This window comes from Azospirillum sp. A29, assembly GCF_042604625.1.
GTDB lineage: Bacteria > Pseudomonadota > Alphaproteobacteria > Azospirillales > Azospirillaceae > Azospirillum > Azospirillum palustre.
In genome coordinates, this window is record NZ_CP170467.1 from 656,297 (window position 1) to 674,224 (window position 17,928).

Annotated in this window: 16 protein-coding genes and 1 pseudogene; 7 read left to right on the forward strand and 10 right to left on the reverse strand. The window is 60.7% G+C overall.

Features of this window, described 5'->3' with window-relative positions; translation table 11 throughout:
* Positions 1–59: 59 nt before the first annotated feature.
* From ABNQ38_RS31135 to ABNQ38_RS31150, 4 genes are read right to left on the reverse strand one after another with little or no spacing between them, the layout of a single operon-like run.
* Positions 60–356: an MmgE/PrpD family protein gene (locus ABNQ38_RS31135; protein WP_377810163.1), complete on the reverse strand. Its 297-nt coding sequence runs from the start codon at positions 354–356 to the stop codon at positions 60–62.
* Entirely contained in the window at positions 353–979 is a 627-nt protein-coding gene (gene leuD, locus ABNQ38_RS31140; protein WP_377810164.1) for a 3-isopropylmalate dehydratase small subunit, read from the reverse strand. The genes ABNQ38_RS31135 and leuD overlap by 4 nt, the downstream gene beginning before the upstream one ends.
* Positions 963–2,360 (reverse strand): 3-isopropylmalate dehydratase large subunit, encoded by a 1,398-nt coding sequence (gene leuC / locus ABNQ38_RS31145; RefSeq protein WP_377810165.1) that lies wholly within the window; start codon positions 2,358–2,360, stop codon positions 963–965. Before leuC ends, leuD begins: the two co-directional genes overlap by 17 nt.
* Before the next feature lie 5 nt (positions 2,361–2,365).
* A complete protein-coding gene (locus ABNQ38_RS31150) occupies positions 2,366–3,223 on the reverse strand; it encodes an oxaloacetate decarboxylase (protein WP_377810166.1) in 858 nt (285 codons plus the stop codon).
* A gap of 110 nt (positions 3,224–3,333) precedes the next feature.
* On the opposite strand from ABNQ38_RS31150, the gene ABNQ38_RS31155 reads away from it, so the two are divergent.
* The 7 genes and pseudogenes from ABNQ38_RS31155 (at position 3,334) to ABNQ38_RS31185 (ending at position 9,809) form a co-directional block, all read left to right on the forward strand.
* Entirely contained in the window at positions 3,334–4,119 is a 786-nt protein-coding gene (locus ABNQ38_RS31155) for a GntR family transcriptional regulator (RefSeq protein ID WP_377810167.1), read from the forward strand.
* Between the two features lie 314 nt (positions 4,120–4,433).
* The gene (locus tag ABNQ38_RS31160) at positions 4,434–4,715 is read left to right on the forward strand and encodes an isocitrate lyase/phosphoenolpyruvate mutase family protein (RefSeq protein WP_377810168.1); all 282 of its coding nucleotides are present in this window, start codon (positions 4,434–4,436) and stop codon (positions 4,713–4,715) included.
* 470 nt (positions 4,716–5,185) lie between these two features.
* Complete coding sequence (locus tag ABNQ38_RS31165) at positions 5,186–6,820, forward strand: long-chain-fatty-acid--CoA ligase (protein ID WP_377810169.1); 1,635 nt, start codon at positions 5,186–5,188, stop codon at positions 6,818–6,820.
* A gap of 415 nt (positions 6,821–7,235) precedes the next feature.
* Positions 7,236–8,447: an MFS transporter gene (locus tag ABNQ38_RS31170; protein WP_377810170.1), complete on the forward strand. Its 1,212-nt coding sequence runs from the start codon at positions 7,236–7,238 to the stop codon at positions 8,445–8,447.
* Positions 8,448–8,478: 31 nt separating this feature from the next.
* Positions 8,479–8,898: a Sua5/YciO/YrdC/YwlC family protein gene (locus ABNQ38_RS31175; RefSeq protein WP_377810171.1), complete on the forward strand. Its 420-nt coding sequence runs from the start codon at positions 8,479–8,481 to the stop codon at positions 8,896–8,898.
* Positions 8,899–8,956: 58 nt separating this feature from the next.
* The gene (locus ABNQ38_RS31180) at positions 8,957–9,220 is read left to right on the forward strand and encodes a hypothetical protein (RefSeq protein ID WP_377810172.1); all 264 of its coding nucleotides are present in this window, start codon (positions 8,957–8,959) and stop codon (positions 9,218–9,220) included.
* 248 nt (positions 9,221–9,468) lie between these two features.
* Positions 9,469–9,809, forward strand: a pseudogene (locus ABNQ38_RS31185) (DDE-type integrase/transposase/recombinase).
* 119 nt (positions 9,810–9,928) lie between these two features.
* Here the strand turns inward: ABNQ38_RS31185 and ABNQ38_RS31190 are convergent.
* The 6 genes from ABNQ38_RS31190 to ABNQ38_RS31215 form a co-directional block, all read right to left on the reverse strand.
* Positions 9,929–11,212 (reverse strand): malic enzyme-like NAD(P)-binding protein, encoded by a 1,284-nt coding sequence (locus ABNQ38_RS31190; RefSeq protein WP_377810173.1) that lies wholly within the window; start codon positions 11,210–11,212, stop codon positions 9,929–9,931.
* Positions 11,213–11,335: 123 nt separating this feature from the next.
* The gene (locus ABNQ38_RS31195; RefSeq protein ID WP_377810174.1) at positions 11,336–12,151 is read right to left on the reverse strand and encodes an SDR family NAD(P)-dependent oxidoreductase; all 816 of its coding nucleotides are present in this window, start codon (positions 12,149–12,151) and stop codon (positions 11,336–11,338) included.
* A gap of 30 nt (positions 12,152–12,181) precedes the next feature.
* Positions 12,182–13,465, reverse strand: coding sequence for an MFS transporter (locus tag ABNQ38_RS31200; RefSeq protein WP_377810175.1), 1,284 nt, complete (start codon positions 13,463–13,465; stop codon positions 12,182–12,184).
* Between the two features lie 118 nt (positions 13,466–13,583).
* Positions 13,584–13,850 (reverse strand): hypothetical protein, encoded by a 267-nt coding sequence (locus tag ABNQ38_RS31205; protein ID WP_377810176.1) that lies wholly within the window; start codon positions 13,848–13,850, stop codon positions 13,584–13,586.
* Entirely contained in the window at positions 13,847–14,683 is an 837-nt protein-coding gene (locus tag ABNQ38_RS31210; RefSeq protein ID WP_377810177.1) for a hypothetical protein, read from the reverse strand. The genes ABNQ38_RS31205 and ABNQ38_RS31210 overlap by 4 nt, the downstream gene beginning before the upstream one ends.
* 273 nt (positions 14,684–14,956) lie before the next feature.
* Entirely contained in the window at positions 14,957–17,794 is a 2,838-nt protein-coding gene (locus tag ABNQ38_RS31215) for a winged helix-turn-helix domain-containing protein (RefSeq protein ID WP_377810178.1), read from the reverse strand.
* Positions 17,795–17,928: the final 134 nt, after the last annotated feature.

Here is a 17,928-nt window from a genome sequence, read left to right on the forward strand (position 1 = left end):
TCCAGAAGGTTGACGTTGGCTTGCTGCGCACAGACGCCCTATGGCGCTTGGCCAAGGCGTCAGGAAGCGGCAAGCTTCAGGACGATCGGGGGCGCCCCGCGGTTCCAGCCGATCAGCTGGGCAGGTCCCCTCCCCTCCAGGCGGCAGAGAGACTCCACCACACGGCGCGACCAGGGCAGCTGGGCGCCGACCGAGGCGCAGCCGATCCCGTCGAGCAGAAGATGGATCGCCCGCCAGCGGACACGCTCCGGCACATCCGCCAGCCGCAGGCCGGCGAGCCAAGTGGCGAGGCGCCCGGTCGGGCCGGCGGGATCGGTGGCGGCGCGGTCGGATCGGATTTCGTGAACCGAACTCATGCGGCGTTCTTCCGGATGGTTGGGACCGCCCAGGGGCGACGCAGGGCGTCGGCACGCTCCCAGGCGGCGATGTCGTCGACGCAGCGCAAAGTCAGGCCCAGCTCGTCGAGCCCCTCCAGCAGGGTTTCCCGCTGCATCTTGTCGAGCGTGAAGGTGTGCCCCGTTCCGTCGGGAGCGGTGACGGTGCAGGTCTCCAGATCGACCGTCAGCGGGGCGCCGTCGGCGGCCTGCATGGCGAGCGCTTCCACCGTCGCTTCGGGAAGCACGACCGGGAGTACGCCGTTCTGGATGCAGTTGGAGAAGAAGATGTCGCCGAACGACGCGGCGACCACGCAGCGTAGCCCGGCCTCCTGCAGCGCCCAGACCGCGGCCTCCCGGGAGGAGCCGCAGCCGAAGTTCGCTCCGGCGAGCAGGATCGGCGCGCTGCTGAACTGCGGTCGAGACAACACGAAATCGTCGCCGTGCAGCGCCTCCAGCGCGAAGGGGCCGAGCTGACCGCGGGTGTACTGGGTCAATCGGTCGATCCGGATGATCACGTCGGTATCGATGTCGCGGCGCATCAGTGGGGCTGCGGGGCCGGTGACTCTTTTGAACGGCTGCATTGCTTCAAAACCTCCGGACATCGGAAATCGCTCCGGTGACGGCTGCGGCGGCGGCCATGGCCGGGCTTGCCAGATGGGTGCGCGCGCCCGGTCCCTGACGGCCGACGAAGTTGCGGTTGGAGGTGCTGACCGACCGGGCGCCCGGCGGCACCTGCTCGCCGTTGGCCGCCACGCACATGCTGCACCCCGGCTCCCGCCATTCGAACCCGGCGGCGCGGAAGACCTCGTCCAGCCCTTCCGCCTCGGCCGCCCGCCGCACCGCTTCGGAGCCGGGCACCACCCAGGCGCGGACGGTGGGGGCGACCCGGCGCCCGCGGGCGATGCGCGCGGCGTCCCTGAGATCGGACAGCCGGGAGTTGGCGCAGGAGCCGATAAAAACCCAGTCGATCCTTGTCCCCTCCAGCCGCTGGCCCGGCTGCAGTCCCATGTAGTCGAGCGCGGCCTGCCAGGCAGCACCTCTGGTCGGGTCGGGCGCGTGTGCAGGGTCCGGTACGCTGCCGGTCACCGCCACCGCCTGATCGGGCGAGGTTCCCCAGGTGACGGTCGGCGGCACCTCTGCCAGCTCGAAGCGAACCTCGGCGTCGAACACCGCATCGTCATCTGACCGCAGCCGGCGCCAGTCGGCCAGCGCCGCCTCCCATGCATCGCCGGCGGGGGCGAAGCGCCGGCCGCGGACATACTCAATGGTCCTGTCGTCGGGGGAGCACAGAGCGATCTTGGCACCCAACTCGACCGACAAGTTGCACAGCGTCATCCGACCCTCGACCGGCAGGTCGGCGATGCCCGGCCCGGCATGCTCGATGGCAAAGCCGGTGCCGGCCGAGGCCCCGAGCGTGGCGATGACGTGCAGAGCCAGATCCTTCGCCGTAACCCCCGGCGCCAGGGAGCCGTGATGGGTGATGCGCATCTGCCGGGGTTTGCGCTGCCGCAGAGTTTGGGTCGCCAGGACATGGACCAGCTCCGACGAACCAATGCCAAAGGCGATCGCCCCCAGCCCGCCGTTAGTGCAGGTATGGCTGTCGCCGCAGACCAGGATCGTGCCGGGCAGGGTGATGCCGAGTTCGGGGGCCATCGCATGGACGATGCCTTGCCCGTCCCGCCCAATGTCGAAGAAGGGGATGCCGAGTTGCCCGCTCCGCTCCTTCAGGCCGGTGTAGAGTGCAGCCCCCCGGTCATAGCTCGTTCCGGTGCGGCCCGGGGCGCTGCTGACCGCGTGATCGGCCGTGGCGAAGCAGAGGTCGGGACGGCGGACCGTCAGACCGCGGGCCTCGACCTCCTGCAGTCCTCCGGTTCCCGACAGATCGTGCAGAAGATGACGGTCGATGTGGAGGAGGGCCCAGCCGTCGCCCAGGTCGGCAACGACATGGCTGTCCCAGATGCGGTCGAACAGGGTGCGGGGCATTGCCGTCACTCCTCAGCCTGGGCGTACCGGCGGCGCAGGCGGTCCCATTCCGGCGCGCCGAGCCGGCCGAACAGTTCACGGACGTTCGGCCCGGTGCTGGAATGGACGAACTCCGATTCCGCGAAGGCGGCAAGTGCCGCGTCGAAGGCGCCGATGGCGGCGGTGATCAGCAGGCCGGGCAGGATTGCGACCCGGAACCCCATCTCCGCCGCCTGGGCCATCGTCACGTCGGGGGTCCGTCCGCCGGGGACGACGTTCAGCAGGCAGGGACCCTTGACCAATTGCGGGATCGCGGCGACCTCCTCCAATGACTGGGGCGCCTCGACGAAGGCGAGGTCGGCCCCGGCGGCCAGCGCCAGATTGGCGCGGGCGACCGCCTCGTCCAGGCCGGCGACGGCGCGGGCGTCGGTCCGCGCGATCACCACGAAGTCCGGCGACCGCCGTGCCGCGGCGGCGGCGGCGATCTTGGCGGCGAATTCCTCGCGGCCGATCACCTCCTTGCCGTCCAGATGGCCGCAGCGCTTGGGCATCACCTGATCTTCGATGTGGAGCGCCGCAACGCCGCGCATCTCGTATTCGCGCACAGTCCGGGTGGCGTTCAGCTCGTTGCCGTAGCCGGTGTCGGCATCGGCGATGACCGGCACGCCGGCCGCGGCCGCGATAACGCCGGCCGCTTCGGCCATTTCCGTCAGGGTCAGCAGGCCGTAATCCGGATAGCCGCGGGCGGCCGACACGCAGGCGCCCGTCATATAGACGGTCTCGAACCCGGCCTGGACTGCCAGCCGGGCGGTGATGCCGTCGTAAACGCCGGGAGCGACGAGGAGCCCGCCATCGCGAAGCTGTGCCCTGAGGGTGTGAGCCATTGTCATAAGTTCTGTTCCCTGTATCGGACTTGAACCATCACATGTTATGACTTATCCGAAACATGCTGGCCCTACGTATCATATAGCATGATAAGTTTCAAGGAGATATTATGACTAGTCGTTCCGACGAGGCCGCTGCCGATGCCAAGCCGCTCTATATGCGGGTGCAGCAGACCCTGCGCGATGCCATCAGGGCCGGTATCTTTGCCCCCGGTTCGCTGTTGCCCAGCGAGAAGGAACTGGAGGACGAGCACAAGGTCAGCCGGATCACCGTCCGCCGTGCCCTGGAAGAGTTGGAACGCGAGGGCTTGATAGAGCGTGGCCGCGGCCGGCAGGCGCGTGTTGCCGCCATGCTGACTGCCGCCGTTAACACCCGGATCGAGGAGGAACTGGCCTCCATCCTGCAGATCGGCCGCGGCATGGAGGCGGAGGTGCTGTCCTACGCTTGGCGCATGCCCACCGCACAGGTGGCCGAGGCGCTGGAGGCTCCCGCCGACGAGCCGGTTCTTCAGGTGGAGCGCGTGCGGCGCCGGCGGGGTCAAGCCATCCTTCATACGCTGGCCCATGTGCCGGCGGCCATCGGTGCGATGCTTCCGCGCGAGGCGCTGGTCAAAACGACGATGCTCGACCTTCTATCCACCCGTGGCATCCAGCCCGGCAGCGTCGAGCAGGAGATGCGCGCCGCCCCGTGCGATGGGGAAGTGGCGGCCCTGCTTGGGCTGGAGCCGGGTGCGCCGGTCTTCATCCTGGACCGGCTGGTGCGCGATGGAAGCGGACGGCCGATCCAGCGGATGATCGCCACCTTCCGTTGGGATTCCTTCCGCTACCGCATCTCCTCTACCAAGCTCGGCAACGGGCGGATGCTGGAATTCGAGGCGGCCGGGCAGATCGAGTGAGGTGCCGCTCAGGGCATAATACCGACAATCAAAATGTCGTGATGCATTGTTCCTGGTGCCTGATCACAGCAGGGGCGCGCGAGGGCATATCCATGTTTGGAAGTGATTGAATTGACGAATCGATCCCGCCTGGAGATTTGGAACGGCTGCGGCCTGACGTTACGAGGCAGTCGAGGTGAACCAATCTGCCGGAGGGGCGGAGGTCCAAGAGTAAGCGGCTATTTGACGTGATCCAGGCGCGAAATGCGCCGCCGGTTCCGAACATCCATGACGCGTTCGGCAAGCTTCTGATCGAAAAGGTCGGCATCCTGTAGATGCACGACCAAGCCAACGCGGCGCAGTCGCTCGCCAACGCCGTCTCGATTCCGGTTAGGGCCGACGCCGACACCGGCTGCGGCAATGCGCTGAGCACCTTCCATATCGTTCGCCGGATGGAGCCCGCCGGAGCGGCCGGACCCAACATCGACGACCAGAAGTCTCCGACGCGTTGTTGCCACATATACGACAAGTCGCTGATCCCGGGGGAGGAGATGGTGCGGAAGGCTCGCGACGCTGCGGCCGGAGCAGAGGTTGGGCAGGCATCCAACATAGTATAATATGATGTTGCATGTTGTGATGATAAATGCTATACCCAGCGAACAATGGAGGGCCCGGATGAAGAGCGTCTTGTCCTTAGGGGGCGGGGCGCGACCGCAGTGACCTTGCAGCTTTCCGGAACAACCGATGGGAGGGAAGCATGAATCTCGCCGGCAATGGAGCAGGGTTCCGCAACAGCGGGAATGACGTTCAATGATGCCCCGGCCAAAGCCGGAAACGTCCATAGGTGCGCCCCCGCAGCCACCGGCACGCGGGGTCCGGCTCCGCTCCGAAAACGTTGTGACGGCTTCGCCGATCCGCTCTGAAGGGTTCGGTACCTCCTACGTCTCGCAACTGTCCGGCGGCATCGCAAGCGCTACCGCTTCCGTGCCCTGACGGGAAAGAAGATCGGCGTCACCGGATCCGGCAGCGTCAGCCATCGGGCGGTGCAGCCGGCGCACAGCAAGATCATCAAATAAGGGAGTGAACGATGCGCTCGACCATGATGAACGTGCCGCTGATGGTTTCCTCGATCCTGCGCCATGCCGCGCTCAATCATGGCGATACCGAAATCGTTTCGCGCACGGTCGAGGGGCCGCTCCATCGCACGACCTATGCCAAGACCTGGACGCGCAGCCAGCAGCTCGCCAATGCGCTGGCTGCGCTTGGATTGGGACGCGGTGACCGGGTCGGGACGCTGGCGTGGAACGGCTACCGGCATCTGGAAATCTACTACGGGGCGTCGGGAGCAGGCCATGTCTGCCACACCATCAACCCGCGCCTGTTCCCCGACCAGATCGCCTACATCGTCAACCATGCGGGCGACCGGATGCTGTTCGTCGAGCTGAGCTTCGTCGAGATGCTGGAATCGATTGCCGACCGGCTGACCGGGGTCGAGGTGATCGTCGTGATGACTGACGCCGCCCACATGCCGACACCCCGCAGGCTTCCGGCCCTGCTCTGCTACGAGGATCTGCTGGCCGTCCAACCGGACAGGTTCGACTGGCCGCAGTTCGACGAGAACGAAGCGGCTGCGATGTGCTACACCTCAGGCACCACGGGTGATCCCAAGGGGGTGCTCTACAGCCACCGCTCCATCGTGCTGCATGCGATGGCGGTGTGCATGCCGGACGTGTTCGCGCTGGGCGCAGGCTCGGTTGCGATGCCGGTGGTGCCGATGTTCCATGTCAACGCCTGGGGCCTGCCCTATGCCGCGGCGCTGGTCGGGGCCAAGCTGGTCCTGCCCGGACCGAAGCTGGACGGGGCGAGCCTGCACGAGCTGATCATCGATGAAGAAGTGAGCTTCACCGCCGGCGTGCCGACCATATGGATGGCACTGCTGGACTGGGCGGCGGCCAACGACAAGTCCTTCGGGCCATTGAAGCGCGTCGCTGTCGGCGGTTCCGCCTGTCCGCCCGCGATGTTCGCACGGTTTCGCGACCACAAGGTCGAGGTGCTGCATGCCTGGGGGATGACCGAAACCAGCCCCGTCGGCCTTGCCAACAGCCCGAAGCCGAACCGGCCGATATTGACGTCCGCGCAGGAGACCGCCTTCTCTGCCAAGCAGGGACGCCCACTGTTCGGCATGGAGTTCCGAGTGGTCGGCGGTGACGGAACCGAGATTGCCCATGACGGCATTGCGTTCGGCAACATGCAGGTGCGCGGACCCTGGGTGGCCGCCGGCTATTTCCGCGGAGAGAGCGAGGCCCCTCAGGCCACGCCTGACTGGTTCGAGACCGGCGACGTGGTGACGATGGATGCCGACGGCTACGTCCAAATCGTCGACCGTTCCAAGGATGTCATCAAGTCAGGCGGCGAGTGGATCAGCTCGATTGACCTGGAAAGCATCGCCATGGCCCACCCCGCGGTGCAGGAAGCGGCGGTGGTCGCCCATCCCGACGAGCGGTGGAGCGAGCGTCCGCTGCTGGTGGTCGTGCGTCGCCCGGGTTCAACGCTGACGGAACGGGAAATCCTGGCACATTACCAGGGTAAGGTGGCACGGTGGTGGATTCCCGATCACGCGATTTTCGTCGACGAATTGCCGCACACCGCGACGGGAAAGCTGCTCAAAGCAAAAATCCGGGAACTTTACGGCAAACCATCCTCCCGTGTGACGGTCGGCTGATGAATTGCGCCTCCACGGCAGAATGGTTGTGATCCGGTGGCGTGATTGGGATCATTCACAGGGCATCGTCAAGTTGGCGGCTGGGTGGGTTTGCCTGAGAGGCGCGGGCTGGGTATGAGGCCGGCATGACGGCCAAACGACTGCCGCGCTGAGCGAGTCCACACCGTCGACACGTGGTGCGACGTCTGCGGCATCGAGCAATCCGCTTGGCCCGCACCTGTCCTGTTCGCTGTCAATCGCGCCTGACCCTTGGCTCACGCCCGACAACTTGACGATGCCGCTTCGCCGCGGCGCGCTCGCGGGCTGCTTCGGGCCTGTCCAGGCCGGCTTCCTACCGCGCCCTTACAGGAGAGCAGGCCGGACATCCGTTGCAACGAACAAAGCAGCTCAGAAACAAACTTTAGGAGGGCATGCCATGAGTGGAAACGCCAAGCTTCTGATCGCCATCTGGGTCATGCAATTCGTGAATTACGCCGACCGGGTGGTGGTGAGTTTCGCCGGCCCATCAATGATGAAGTCCCTCAGCATCGACACCGATACCTTCGGGATTGTGCTGTCCTCTTTCTCCCTGGGGTACCTGCTGTCGCAAATACCCGGGGGAATCATAGCCGACAAATGGGGTTCCCGCGCCGTCGTGATCATCGGTCCACTCTTCTGGGCGCTTTTCACGGGTCTGACCGGCTTTGTGTCGACGGTCGCTGCACTGATCGCGGCGCGGTTGTTGTTCGGCGTTTCCGAGGGATTGTCGAACGCAGCGACCTACAAGCTGATTGGCGACAACTTCGCCGCGGAGGACCGCCCAAGAGCCATGTCGATATGGGTGACTGCGCTCGCCATCGCGCCTGCGCTGACGGGACCCGTCGTGGGCATGCTGCTGACGTCGTTCGGCTGGCATGAGGTGTTTCTGCTGCTGGCAATCCCTGCACTGGCAGTGGCGGCGGTCAACTTCGCGCTGGTGCCGTCGGTCAGTCCACAAGCGCAGAACGAAGAGAACCGGGCCACCGACGCCGGCTTCCGCAGTGTGCTCAGCGAGCCGTCGCTTTGGCTCATCTGCGGTGCCTACGGCTTCTGGAGCATCGCATACTGGGGCTTCCTGGGCTGGATGCCAAGTTATCTGGCTTTGGAACGCCACATCGATATCAAAGGCGCCGGCATTCTCGGCGGTCTCCCCTACCTGTTCGGGCTTTGCGGCGGACTCGCGGCGGGCTGGGCGGGGGCCAGGATCGGAAGTCGCGGGCGCCCCTACTTCCTGGCGACCGTCTATCTGCTGGCGTGCTTGGCACTGTTCGGAGCTTTCATCTCGGCGACGCTCGCTCTCTCGGTGGCGTCCCTCTCGATCGCCGGCCTCTTCATGTACGCCGGACTGGCCACCTACGGCGCTGTGGTGCTCGACCTCGCTCCCGGCCGCGCGCGGGCAGCGTATGCCGGAGTCGTCAGCACGGCCGGCCAGATCGGGGGCACCCTGGCCCCCACGGCCATCGGTTACTTGGTGAAAGCCACCGGCAGCTTCGGCGCCGGATTCGCATTCATGAGCGCCTCTTTGTGCATCGCGGCCGTGTGCGCTCTCGCGCTGGTCCCGATCAAGGCCAGACAGCAAGGGCGGATCGCAGCCCAGGTCGTGAACTGAAAACACTCACAGAAAGTTGGAGGATCATCACATGGCAATCATCGACGTGCGTAGGGACGCAGAGCGAGTGTTCGACGTTCTCAAGGATGGAGGCATCGCGATATTCCCGAACGACGTGGGCTACGCGTTGATGGGCGGCTCCGAAGATGCGGTGAAAAGAATCAACTCGGCCAAGGGACGGGGGGGACACAAGCGGAACGCATTCCTGTGCGGATTGGACACGCAACGTGAATTGCACGTCCTTGATACGCGTTCACGGGAGATGATCGAGGCGATCACGTCCGACTACGATCTGCCGCTGGGGGCCGTGGCGCCGTTCGACCCCGGACATCCGATGCTGCGGAACGTGCCGCCTGGTCTCCTGGCCACCAGCACCGCCAACGGAACCCTCGCGATGCTGCTGAACGCCGGTCCCTTGTTCCGCGATACTCTGTCGGCTCAGTCGGGATAACCTGCACCCGATCTTCGGATCCTCCGCCAACCTGACGGGGACCGGGCCGAAATTCCGCGTGGACGACATCCAGCCGGCGATTCGAGAAATCGCCGACATCACCGTCGATTACGGTATTCGCAAGTACCATACATACAAGCGCTCTGCCACGATCATACGCTTCCCCGAGCTCGAGGTTGTCAGGATCGGATCGTGCTACGAGCTCGTCGCCGACGTCCTGCGGCGTCACTTCAAGGTCGAACTGCCTGAAGACCCGGGAACGGACGCGAACCCATCAGGCCACCTGCAGGAGTTCGCTTTGCCCGATCTCTCGGCAGGGTGAACGATCCCGTGCGGCGGGTTCACGTCACTCCAGGCAGCGTAGCATCGGCAGTGATGCCGGTGGCCATTATTACGCGCATACAGCAAGGGGTTCGCAACAGAGCCCCTGATGCTGCCAGCCGGGAGCCGATGGGCGTTGGTGCAAAAAGGGCCAGGGTGGTGGCGGCCGGTAGAACGAGCGGGTAAATAGACTTCCTACTCAGCGCCAAGCGTGATGCGGCCGCCGCCCTGTGCTTCTTCCGCAAGGCGCTGAAGCAGGCGCATACGGTGAACCCACGCACCCTCACCGTGGACAAGAACGCTGCCTACGGAGCGCGACCAAGACGATGAAGGAGGCCGGCGAGCTGCGGCGCTTCACCAAGCTGCGTCAGGTCAAGTACCTCAATAATATTGTTGAACAGGATCAACGACGGATCAAGCCGCTGGTCCGGCCGGGGCTCGGGTTCCAGGGCTTTCACACCGCGCGCCGGACGCTCGCCGGCTACGAGATCCTGGCGATGGTACGCAAGGGGCAGGTCGCCGCCCTTCCGGCCAACGACATGCCGACCCAGGCGGCCTTCGTCGCCAGCTTGTTCGGAGCAGTCGGCTGACGGTGTCGATACCGCGGCTCACCGCATCCGCCGTCAAACTTTGCAACGGAACCGCCATTGGTGCCACCTATCGACGCGCCTTCGGGCAGCCGTTCCAAAACCCTGATGAATGATCCGGGCTAATAGGCGGTCGCCGCACAGGTACTCAGGGCTTTTTGATATTCTTTAAGGTCTATTGCATGCCGCGACGTTCCGGTTTCAACAGCTGCGCGAACTACGGCAGGCGCAACCACACTCAATAACCGCGGATCGAATGGTGATGGAATAATATAATCTCGACCAAATGCCAGATCTTTGCCGTGAAGGACCTTGACGCTTTCCGGTACCGCCGTGCGAGCCAGTTCGGCGAGGGCGAACGCGCAGGCAATTTTCATCTCGTCGTTGATTTCTCTTGCTCGTGCGTCGAGCGCTCCTCGGAAGATATATGGGAAGCAAAGCACATTGTTCACCTGATTGGGATAGTCGGACCGGCCGGTCGCAATAATCGCATCGCTGCGAGCGGCAAGAGCTTCCTCTGGGGTAATTTCGGGATCAGGATTGGACAATGCAAAGATAATCGGATCATCGGCCATCGATCGGAGCATCTGGCCTGTCAGGGCGCCCTTGACCGATACTCCAATAAACACGTCGGCGCTGACGAGTGCTTCAGCCAATGTCCTTGCGGGGGTGTCGACTGCCAGTTCGGACTTCCAGCGGTTCATGCCATTGCCGCGACCGGACCAGACGGTTCCCTGCGAGTCGCACAAAATCGTATTTTCCGGACGGGCACCTATCGCATGCAAAAGCTTCAAACATGCAATTCCGGCCGCACCCGCGCCATTGAGCACAATTTTTGTGTTGTCAATCGTTTTGTGTGCAAGCGTCAGCGCATTGATCAAACCGGCGGCCACGATGACCGCTGTTCCATGCTGGTCGTCGTGAAATACGGGAATATCCATCAACATCTTGAGTTGCTCTTCGATCAGGAAGCATTCAGGAGCCTTGATATCTTCCAGATTGATGCCACCAAATGTCGGCTGCATCATGTGGATCGCCTTGACCAATTCATCGACATTTTCCGAGTACAACTCGATATCGACGGCATTGATATTCGCGAAGAGCTTGAAGAGAGCTGCTTTGCCCTCCATCACGGGTTTTGACGCCAGTGCACCCAGATTGCCAAGACCCAGAATTGCCGTGCCGTTGGAGATAACCGCGACCATATTCCCTTTCACAGTATAGTCGTAGGCAGCGTCAGCACATTTCCCGATGGCTCGAACCGGGTGCGCCACGCCGGGGCTGTAGGCCAGCGATAGGTCGCGTGGCGTCCTCAACGGCTTGGAAGCAACAATCTGGTATTTGCCAGGGCTGGGTTCGTGATGGTAGACAAGCGCCTCATCCGCGGTGACATTGATTTTGATCATCGCAGCACTCCGAAGAATTGAATGGTGATCCGAAACGGCGTCCTCGGTGCCCGGCCGATGGCCGGGCACGTCGGCAATACAAACTGCTCCCTCGCCGTTTCGAGGTCAGAACGGCCTATCGAATTACATGAAGCGGTCGGCGCCGCCGGACGCCTCGATCGTGTCGCCGGTCACGAAGCCGTTCCTGCCGGAACTCAGGAATGCCGCGATCGCCGCGATTTCGCGGGCTGTCCCCGCTCGTCCGATCGGCGTGCATTCGGCGGATATGCGAGCGATTACTTCGTCATCCGACAGATCGGCAAACTCGGGGCGCGAACGGCGAACCGCCGGCACCATGTTATTCGCCCAGTTGTCGGTTGCCACCGCGCCAATTCCGATAGCGTTCACGAGAATACCGTCTTTTGCGACTTCCAGCGCGAGGCATTTTGTCAGATTGTTGATGGCTGCACTCAGTACGTGAGATACGAAAAGCTTTGGATTGGGGTGGATACCTCCGATGGAGGACATATTGACGATGCGGCCCCATCCGCCTCTCTGCATGTGGGGAATCGCCGCCTTGCAAAGCCGCCTCATGGATGTCAGTTTGACGCCAGTCATCTCCTCCCAATCTTGATCCGTGGAGGTCAGCAGCCCGCCAGCATGAGCGCGCCCCGCGTTGTTGACGAGGATATCAATCCCGCCGAATGCTTCGAGGGCTCGATCGACGATCAACTGAGCCGATTCCGGCTTGGCGACGTCTGCGGCCAGGGCCACGACGTCGCCGGAGCGACCAGCGGCCGCCGATGCCAGCTTATTGGCAGCGTCCGCCAGCCGCCCCTCGTCTCTCGCGACGACCAGCACGCGTGCGCCATTGGTGAAAAGCTCTTCCGCAACGGCAAAGCCGATTCCGGCGCTTGCTCCGGTCACGATGGCGACCTTGTCTTCGATTTCGAGGTTCATTTCACGTCTCCTTATTGGAATTTTCGATTGTTATCTGGGAAGAGGCTTGCCGCGGGTTTCCGGCAGGAACGAGAGTGCAAGAATCGCCACGACATAAAGAAAGACCATTGAGAGGACTGTCGTATGAAATCCTCCCAAAGTTGAAAACAGGAAGGCGGTCATGATCGGAAGAGGGAATGAGACCAATCGGGCGAGATTGAAGACGATGCCCGACGCGGTTGACCGGACTTTCGTCTTGAAAAGCTCGGGCAGATAAATCGGCATCCAGGAGAAAACGCCGAGCGTGAACATCCCAAGAATGAAGACCGACACCAACGCCCATGTCAGCGTTTCAGGCACGTAGGCCTGGATTACGCCTGCGCAAATTGCACCACCGAACATGGCAAACATGTATGGTTTACGGCCAATGCGATCGGCGATGAAACCTGCACTTATGTAGCCGACAATGGCGCCGCCGTTGTATACGAGCGCGCTGATTGCCGCCCAAGAACTTGCATTCAGACCCTCTTTTGCCGCAAGGCCGCCGATGTAGGGGCCGATAAGCGCGGATATCCCGTAGAATACGGATACGGTCACACCTGCAATCACCAAGGTGGCAACCGCGCGCTTCAATCCTTCCGGGTCACCGAACAGCATCGACAAGCGGGAACCGTTTTGAACTTTAATCGTCTCATCGAGCTCGTGTTCCTTGACCGCCTCCAACCAAACCTTTGACTCCGGAACCTTTCGGCGGATGTATAGGAGGACGAATGCGGGCAGCACGCCAATGAGGAACATCAAGCGCCATCCGTCCGGCCCAAAATTCGGTTGGATAAAGAGCCAAAGACCGGCAGCGAGAAAAAAGCCGAAACCATAGCCGGACTGCATGATGCCAAGGGCTTTGGCGCGTGCCCGATCTGGCCAGGTTTCGGCCACCAGTGCGGTTCCGGTGCTCCACTCAGATCCCAAAAACACCCCCGTGAGGAAGCGCAGAACAATCAGGATCGTCCATGTGTGGCTGAATGCGGTCAGCGCCGTCAGTACAGAGTATCCGGCAATCGAAATCATCAGCATCAGCTTGCGGCCGATCCGATCCGCCATGATGCTTCCGATCGTGCCACCGACAGCCCACCCTAGAAGGGTTGCGCCGATCGCATAACCAACGGCAACCCTGACTTCGTCGGGCGTTGGATTGACCAGCAGAGACATCGCGGCAATACCGCCAACCAAAATCAGGGTGCTGGTTTCAAATCCGTCGAACATCCAACCGATAAAACTGCTGCCGAGTGTTCGACGTTGGATGGGACCTATTTCCTGAACTTCACCTTCGCTCATTTTACCCTCCCTATTGAACTTACAGACGACAGGACTTCCTCCAGCTCCTCCTCCACAAGAAGCTGCTTCTTCCGCCTGTCTTTTTTCTTTGAGATGTCCCCGGATTGAATCGAGGCAGCTATTCCAGCTTCCCGGTGCGCATCCGGCGATTGAATATCGGCAATGCCAAACCGAACACCTCGAACCGGGACAGGATCAACAGCAGGAAGCCGGATGCACCCGCGCGGTTCAAGCGGCCGACATCGCCCGATAGAAGCGCGTCCCGCTCTTCCTCGGAGAAAGGCATCGTCTGTAAGGCAGACTCCGGCGATGCCAGGATAAGCTTACGAAATTCCATGTCGTGAAGAACGCGACGGCAGAGAGTGTGAATGAGGTAAATATTCATAGCGCACTCCTTATATCCCAGGCAGCGAAGGCGTTGCCCAAGTGTGGCTGATCCATCAGTATTGTTGGGGTTCTATCCTCGACGAGGCCTAAAGCGACAATCCAATTGAGAAGCTCGCCGGCGACATTGCCAGCTTCGAGCATGCGGCCTTCGGTTGCCTGTGAGATCAGATCGTCATAATGTCCGGTCTTGATTTCCTGGAGAATCCAGGCCGCCCAAGAAGGGTCCGGAACACCGAAAGTCTTGTCGACCATAACTCTCGGTCCACCGATTTCTAAGCTGAGAAATCCGCTTGTGATAACCGCAACACGGGCGTCGTTATCCCAAGACCGTATGGCCTCCCCAAGCGAACGACCCAGGGCAAGGCATCTTGACGCGGCGGGCAATGGCGGCACGACGCAGTTCACGAAGATCGGTACGATCGGTAGATGCATATCCGGGGTAAGGAAATGGAGAGGCACAAGCGCGCCGTGATCGATTTCGAAATCGACCGTGGAGGAGAAATCGAATCCTGCGCCAATCAACCTCGACAACATATGTTTCGCGGCGGTCGCCTCGACGCGGACATCGTACCAAGGCATGCCGGGAGTGTGATCGTTCGGTCCAGCCGTCATCTCGGCAGTGCCGATAGCAAATGTCGGCCAATTGTCAAAGAAGAACGTGTTGAAATGATCGTTGTTTACCGTAACGATAACGTCCGGCTTGGCGGCCTCGAGATGGTTTCGAATTTCCGCAAAGTACCGCGTTGCCTCCGATTTTTCTCCGTTGAGCTGGGCGTCTGCTACAAAGCTTGGTGTGTGGGGGACGGCATACACTGCGACAAGTTCAGCCACTGCCTTCATCTCCTCTGTCGTGCGATCAAGTGCCTGACCGCTGAAACTGCCGGGTCGACAGGGTGAAGGTATTGCCTGGTCGGATCAGGGACTATGATGCTGATTTTCAGACGTCTGAATTTTGAATGGCAGATGGACCTTATGGCCATCTGGCCGCACACCCCCGGGAGGCGTATGGGCTCGTCGACCGAACCCATAAAAATGATGTAAGGTGGCTCGACCGAGGTTACCGCACTTGGCGCTCAGACCAGGCTATGGCGGAAATTATTGGATTTATGCACCGCGTAGCTGATCTTTGCAGATCGAACGCGCAATGCTGACGTACCGACTGCTGGGACTATCAGGCAGTCGCTCAATCAATTCAGAGAGCACACGAAGCGCCTTATGAGGAGGCCCGCCTGAAGCTTCACGGGATACAAGATCAATGCCAATCTTGAGCGCCCATGACGAGGCATTTTGGTTGCAGGCCTTCTCTAATTCCTCCCAAAGATCGACCTCTATCACCGATGGAAGATCGACCAATTGGACTGCAGCACGGCGGAATTCGACATCCGCCCAACACCGCTCGGTGTCTTTTTCCTTCATGAGCAAATCTTCTATAGGCACAAGAGGAGCATGGTCCCATTCATTTCGCTGAGTGGCGAGAAGAATGTCACTGAAAAGAGTTGAGTATTTCGGATGGAGTCCGGCTCTGGTGACCGCCTGAACCAAGGATGAGAGTTCAGTCAGAGGAACGGCTTTCCCACTCTCCAAGGTCGCCCAGGTTTCGAATACCGCACCGTAGGTGTCCCAAAATCCCAATCCATGCTGGCGGGCCGCATGCCGAAGAGAAGCGGCTGCGCTCTTCACCGCCTCGACGTCGCCTTCGAGGCCATGGACCGTACATTCACCTTCTGCAAGCGCGCAGCATAGAGTATTGGCATGGTCGAGTTGCATCGCTTCCGACACGGAGCGAGCAGCCAAGTCTTTTGCCTCGTCGACACGACCCAGAACCCATAGCGTCCGCGCAAGAAACGATTTTCCGGCGACGTTTTGGTCGAGCCCGAACCTGAACCTCTGTGCCGGTAAGTTTACCTCGAACCAACGAAGGCTTCTTTCAAGAAGCTCGAGCGCGAGATCATGATTGCCTAAAAAATGCTGTGCAACTCCCTCGATGCGTTCGGCGACCACCACCGCTTCGGTATCATCGGCATCGAGTGAACACTGTAGCATTTCTTGCGAATGGTACAGCGAATCCCGAAATCGACCGGATTTAAGACTGACAAGCCACAGCCCATACCTCGCCTGGAGTTCGATCTCAGTAACTGCATGGATTTGCGCCAAAGATAGCGCTCTTTGCCACGCGCCATCTGCCTCTGCTACAGGCCCCACAGCCCAGCTAAGTGCAGTTCCCAATGCTGCCTGAAGAGACATCTCCTCGCTAGGTGCCATAGACCCTGCAAACCGCTTCAGCGCCTGCGAAATGCGATTTCGGCATTCGTCATGAAGTGATAGCTGCACCCAATATGGTGTCGCGCACGCAAGAATACTGGTTCCAACCTGCACGTTGCCATTGGCAGAAAATGCCCAGTCAAGCGCGCCACGGATGTCATCGATAATGTCGGCGTGGGATGATCGCCACTCATCTGTCGATAGCGTTTTCCAGTCTTCGTTCGCTTGTCGGACCGCAGTAAGGACGTGCTCCGCATATCGTTCCATGACGCATTTCAACTCTACATCGTCCGCCAGCTTCTCAAGTGCGTAAAAGCGGATGGACTCGAGAAATCGGTACTGAGGTTTTGTCTGGCTCAAATCGAGCAATAATAGTGACTTGCTAACGAGCGCCCCCAGGATGTCAACCGCATACCAGGGATCGTTATTTTTCGGCGCTGCCACCGCACGGACGGCGCTGATATCAAAGGGAGAGGAAAAAACCGATATGCGTCTAAGCATCAATCTCTTTTCCTGATCGAGCAGATGATAACTCCAATCGATGGTCGCTCTGAGCGTTCTGTGCTTGGCAAGGGCGGTCCTACGCCCGGCCGTCAGCAGGTTGAACCGGTCATTCAACGCTGCCAGGACGCCGCTCAGCCCGAGCGTTGCAACGCGCGCTGCCGCCAGTTCCAGAGCCAACGGCAATCCGTCAAGGCGATGGCAAATGGCGTTGGCAAGCTCTAAATCGATTTGAAAATTGTGGGCATTGGCCGAAGCGCGTTCCACAAAAAGCTCGAAGGCTGGAAACCGTAGAGCAGTTTCTATATCGGCGATATTTTGCGGTGGGACGGCTAGTGGACCAAGCCGGTAGACCTGCTCCCCGCCGAGCCCCAGTGGTTCCTGGCTGGTAGTCAAGATCTTCATCTGCGGAGCATTCGTCAGCAACGCTTCAATTACTTCGGCAATTGCGTTGGATAAATGTTCACAGTTGTCGATAACGAGTATGATTTGGCTTGTCTGGACACCCCCAAGGATCTGCTGGACATGGTACATGTCGAGACTAGGGATTTGAAGTGCGCTTGCGATCGATGGCTCGACCAGTGGGGCGTCGGAGATTTTGGCCATCTCAACCAGCCGCACATCATGTCCATATTGCTCAGCTAGACGCTTGGTGAATTCAAATGCACATCTGGTCTTTCCAACACCCCCAGCACCTACGATCGTCAGAAGGCGGGACTTTTCAAACAAGTTTCCAAGTTCCAGCAACTCCGTGTCGCGGCCGAGCAGTGGTGTCAGCGGAATAGGAAGCCTTCGCGCTGCCGACTTGCCGAGCACCTGGTCCGAGGCAGCATTGTCGCGCTGCTTGCAGACAAGTCGATATCCAAGTCCGAACTCTGTCCGAATCATGTCTCGATCAGAACGTAAAGCACGCCTTATGGCGGACATTTGTGCTTGCAAGTTATTTTCTTCAACGATGGACCCAGACCATACGGTCTCAAGGATATAGTCTTTTGTGACAAGCTCCCCATTCGCCTTAACGAGGAGCCACAGAATATCAATTGCGCGTGGGCCGATCTCGATTTTATTCCCGTTACGCATGAGAATTCGTAAGCGCGGAAAAATCCGGTAGCAGCCAAAATCAGTACCTTCGTCATCTCGATCGACAACTTGGGCCTCATGGGTATGTTTTCCGGCCATAATTCGCTCTTCCGTCGCTACTTACTGTGACTAGACAGCTACATTCATCGCATTCGTAACTTTCGGGTGCGATCGGCTTTGATAACCTATCAAAGAGAGCAGGGAGCTGCGACCGTCTATATCCGCATATGCCT

Bases quoted from the DNA above. Each gene is read 5' to 3' on its own strand.
- ABNQ38_RS31135 (WP_377810163.1), bottom strand. From the start codon at position 356: ATGAGTTCGGTTCACGAAATCCGATCCGACCGCGCCGCCACCGATCCC.
- leuD (WP_377810164.1), bottom strand. From the start codon at position 979: ATGTCCGGAGGTTTTGAAGCAATGCAGCCGTTCAAAAGAGTCACCGGC.
- leuC (WP_377810165.1), bottom strand. From the start codon at position 2,360: ATGCCCCGCACCCTGTTCGACCGCATCTGGGACAGCCATGTCGTTGCC.
- ABNQ38_RS31150 (WP_377810166.1), bottom strand. From the start codon at position 3,223: ATGGCTCACACCCTCAGGGCACAGCTTCGCGATGGCGGGCTCCTCGTC.
- ABNQ38_RS31155 (WP_377810167.1), top strand. From the start codon at position 3,334: ATGACTAGTCGTTCCGACGAGGCCGCTGCCGATGCCAAGCCGCTCTAT.
- ABNQ38_RS31160 (WP_377810168.1), top strand. From the start codon at position 4,434: ATGCACGACCAAGCCAACGCGGCGCAGTCGCTCGCCAACGCCGTCTCG.
- ABNQ38_RS31165 (WP_377810169.1), top strand. From the start codon at position 5,186: ATGCGCTCGACCATGATGAACGTGCCGCTGATGGTTTCCTCGATCCTG.
- ABNQ38_RS31170 (WP_377810170.1), top strand. From the start codon at position 7,236: ATGAGTGGAAACGCCAAGCTTCTGATCGCCATCTGGGTCATGCAATTC.
- ABNQ38_RS31175 (WP_377810171.1), top strand. From the start codon at position 8,479: ATGGCAATCATCGACGTGCGTAGGGACGCAGAGCGAGTGTTCGACGTT.
- ABNQ38_RS31190 (WP_377810173.1), bottom strand. From the start codon at position 11,212: ATGATCAAAATCAATGTCACCGCGGATGAGGCGCTTGTCTACCATCAC.
- ABNQ38_RS31195 (WP_377810174.1), bottom strand. From the start codon at position 12,151: ATGAACCTCGAAATCGAAGACAAGGTCGCCATCGTGACCGGAGCAAGC.
- ABNQ38_RS31200 (WP_377810175.1), bottom strand. From the start codon at position 13,465: ATGAGCGAAGGTGAAGTTCAGGAAATAGGTCCCATCCAACGTCGAACA.
- ABNQ38_RS31205 (WP_377810176.1), bottom strand. From the start codon at position 13,850: ATGAATATTTACCTCATTCACACTCTCTGCCGTCGCGTTCTTCACGAC.
- ABNQ38_RS31215 (WP_377810178.1), bottom strand. From the start codon at position 17,794: ATGGCCGGAAAACATACCCATGAGGCCCAAGTTGTCGATCGAGATGAC.